This is a genomic window from Acinetobacter pollinis, from assembly GCF_015627175.1.
Classification (GTDB): Bacteria; Pseudomonadota; Gammaproteobacteria; order Pseudomonadales; family Moraxellaceae; genus Acinetobacter; species Acinetobacter pollinis.
Genome location: NZ_VTDQ01000073.1, coordinates 1 through 4,297, shown reverse-complemented (window position 1 = coordinate 4,297; position 4,297 = coordinate 1). Strand labels below are relative to the sequence as shown.

Genomic DNA, 4,297 nt, shown 5'->3' with positions numbered 1-4,297 from the left:
GGTAACTCAGCTTCAGCTATTAACTATAGCACCATTGCTATTGGTGAAAGTTCTAGTTCAAGTGGAAATAGAGCAGTGGCTATTGGTTACCAAACCAGTGCTGGTGGTGAGTTCTCTACAGCATTAGGAAATCAGGCAAATGCTTCGGGTAGAGTATCTGTTGCAGCTGGTTCTGGAGCTACCAGTAGTGGAGAGGCCGCTATCTCTATGGGAAATAATGCTATAGGAAGTGGTAGTGCAGCCGTTGCTTTAGGTGTATATTCACAGGCAACAGGAAGTAACTCGGTTGCCTTAGGTGGAAAAACTGGTGGCGGTGGTGCTCAAGCAACTGGTACGAGTGCAACAGCGATTGGTAATGGTGCTGTAGCAAGTGGAACAAATTCATTTGCACAAGGAACTAGCTCTAAAGCAACCAATTCTAGCGCTGTTGCCATTGGTAATACGGCAAATGCAAGTAATACAAATGCTATCGCTTTAGGGAACGGTACAGAAGCATCAGGGAATGCCGCAAGCGCATTAGGTAACTCTGCGAGTGCTGGTGGACAAAATGCCGTTGCTTTAGGGAGTGACTCTAATGCATCTGCTACGAATTCTATCGCTCAAGGAACCAGCTCTAAAGCAACAGGTTCCGCTTCAACCGCCATTGGTAATAACTCGAATGCATCAAATACAAATGCTACTGCTTTAGGAAATGGTACAGTAGCGTCTGGGAATGCCGCAAGTGCATTAGGTAACTCTGCAAATGCTGGTGGACAGAGTGCCGTTGCTTTAGGTAATACTGCAAATGCAAGTGGTGCTGACTCAATTGCACAAGGAACAAATTCAGTTGCAAGTAATACAAGTGCAACAGCGTTAGGCAATTCAGCAAAAGCTACTGGAGCATATTCATTTGCACAAGGTAACAATGCAAACGCATCGAATATGAACTCTATTGCTCAAGGTACTAGTACGGTTGCATCTGGAAATGCTTCAACAGCTATTGGGTATGTTGCAAGTGCAACAGGTGATCGTGGAATTGCTTTAGGAAGTGATTCAAAAGCATCTGGTACATTCTCAATGTCATTAGGGTATAAATCTACTGCAAATGGTATTAGAGCAAATGCAATTGGTAATAACACTACGGCAGCAGCACAAGATACTATTGCCCTAGGTACATCAGCAAATGTAGATGAAAATTCAGCTCAAGCTATTTCGCAAGGTGCTAATAGTGCTGTTACCTATGCAGCAAATGCTTTAGCGCTAGGAAATAGTGCAGCAGTAAAAGGAAGTGAGAATAGTCTTTCTACAAATTCAATGGCAATTGGTAATAGCGCAACAGTAGCAGCTGGTGCAACCAACGCCATTGCACAAGGATCAAGCTCTAGTGCAAGTGGTGTAAATGCAACTGCCGTTGGTAATAGTGCAAGTGCAAGTGCCGCAAATACGATTGCACAAGGTACAAAAGCAGCAGCAAGTAGTTCAGGGGCAACTGCTATCGGTAATACTGCAAATGCGAGTGGTTCTGACTCAATTGCCCAAGGTACAAACTCTATAGCAAATGCAACAAATACAACAGCCATTGGTAATACTGCAAATGCGAGTGGTACAAGTGCTATTGCTATGGGCACATCTACAACCGCATCAGGAAGTAAATCGATTGCTATCGGTGATAGCTCTGAAGCAACATCTGCAGAATCTGTTGCAATTGGTTCAGCAGCAGTAGCAAAAGATGGTAAGGCAGTTTCAATCGGTGCTGGAAATACAGCAAGTGGTGATGGTGCTGTAGCAATTGGTGACCCAAATAGTGCAACAGGTGCAGGCGCAGTTGCAACCGGTAAAGATAATACCTCAAATGGTGATGGTGCAATTGCCATAGGTAATACTAATACCTCAACTGGAGAAGGTTCTGTTGCATTAGGCTATAAATCAAATGTAGATGTCGCGGGTGGTATTGCTATTGGTGATACAGCTCATGCTGCTGCTGCTAATGCGATTGCTCAGGGGACTAACTCTACCGCAAGTGGTTCAAGTTCGACTGCGATTGGTAATGCAGCAAATGCAACTGCTGCAAATACAACAGCAATTGGTACAAGTGCTGGAGCAAACTCTGCATCGTCACTTGCTTTAGGTAATACAGCAAATGTAGATGCAAACTCTGCACAATCTATTGCTCAAGGTAATGGCAGTAGTGTTACTTACGCACAGAATGCTTTAGCATTGGGTAGTGGAGCCGCAGTAAAAGGGACATCAAGTAGTCTTTCTACAGGTTCAATGGCAATTGGTAATAGCGCAACAGTAGCAGCTGGTGCAACCAACGCGATTGCTCAAGGTACAAATGCAACTGCAAGTGCTTTAAGTGCGACTGCGATTGGTAATACTGCAACAGCAAGTGGTACAAACTCATTTGCACAAGGTATAAATTCAGTCGCAAGTGGCTTGAACTCAATTGCGGTTGGGAATGCAGCAAATGCAACTGCAGCAAATACGATTGCTCAAGGTACAAATTCAGTTGCAGGTGCATCAGGTGCAACAGGTGCAACAGCAATTGGTAACACAGCAAATGCGACAGGTACAAACTCTCTAGCACAAGGTACAGGTGCCATGGCAACTGGTACTAACTCTATCTCTGTAGGTAATACAGCAAATGCAAGTGCAGCAAGTACAATTGCGCAAGGTACAAGTGCAAATGCAAATGCAGCAAATGCAATTGCACAAGGTAATACATCAAATGCAACAGCAGCAAACGCAGTTGCACAAGGTAATGGTGCAAATGCAACAGCAGCAAATGCAATTGCACAAGGTAATACATCAAATGCAACAGCAGCAAACGCAGTTGCACAAGGTAATGGTGCAAATGCAACAGCAGTAAATACAGTTGCACAAGGCAATGGCGCAAATGCAACAGGCGCAAATGCAACAGCAATTGGTTATACATCAAATGCAAATGCAGCAAATACCATTGCTTTAGGTAATACATCAAATGCAAGTGCAGCAAACGCGACAGCAATTGGTAATACATCGAATGCAACTGGCTCTGCTGCGATTGCTTTCGGTTATGGAGCTAATGCAAGTCAAATAAATACGATTGCACAAGGTACAAACTCTGCGGCAACTGCGACAAGTGCAATTGCTTTAGGAACGACAACAACTGCATCAGGAAATAAATCCATTGCTATCGGCGATAGCTCTGAAGCGACATCTGCAGAATCTGTTGCAATTGGTTCTGCAGCAGTGGCAAAAAATGGTAAGGCAGTTTCAATAGGTGCTGGAAACACAGCAAGTGGTGATGGTGCTGTTGCTATGGGTAATACTAATACAGCAACTGGACAAGGTTCTGTTGCCTTAGGATATGAGTCAAATGTAGATGCTGCTGGCGGTGTAGCATTAGGTAATAGCGCACATAGTGCTGCAACAAATGGCTTAGCTTTAGGTTCTAGTAGTGTTGCAAATAATGCGAACGATGTTGCTTTAGGTTCTAATTCAAGTACAGCTGCAACGGTAGCGACCTCAAGTGGTACAGTAGCAGGAACGACATATACATATGCAGGAACGAGTCCTACAAGTACCGTATCTATAGGTAGTGCAGGTAATGAACGTACATTAACTAATCTTGCTGCTGGACGTGTTAGCTCAACCAGTACAGATGCAATTAATGGAAGTCAGCTTTATGCAACAAATCAAGCTGTAGATACCTTAAATACAACTGTAAATAAAGGTTTAAATTTCGCAGCAAATTCAGGGGATACCATTAATAAGCAAATGGGTGAAACCCTGACTATTAAAGGAACAGGAACTAAGGATGATAGTGAATACGATAGTTCGAACATTAAAACCACAACTGATAGTGATGGCAACCTAATTGTTGGTCTTGCTAAAGATGCAACCTTTACTAGCGTAACTACTGGCAACACGACGATTAATAATGATGGTTTAACTATCTTAAACGGTCCAAGTGTTACATCTTCAGGAATTGACGCTGGTAGTAAAACTATTACCAATGTCGCAGATGGCGTAAACTCTACGGATGCTGTAAATAAAGGACAGTTAGATACAGCAACTACCAACTTAACTAATGCAGGGTTAAACTTTGCAGCGAACTCTGGTAGTACAATTCATAAAAACTTAGGTGAAACCTTGACCATTAAAGGAACAGGAACTAAGGATGATAGTGAATACGATAGTTCGAACATTAAAACCACAACTGACAGTGATGGCAACCTAATTGTTGGTCTTGCTAAAGATGCAACCTTTACTAGTGTAACTACTGGCAACACGACGATTAATAATGATGGTTTGACCATCTTAAACGGTCCAAGTG

At 43.0% G+C, this 4,297-nt stretch carries 1 protein-coding gene; it reads left to right on the top strand.

What is annotated here, in order from left to right; all coding sequences use genetic code 11:
• Positions 1-4,297: beta strand repeat-containing protein (locus tag I2F23_RS13580; RefSeq protein ID WP_407648035.1), on the top strand; the 4,297-nt coding region annotated here is incomplete at both ends.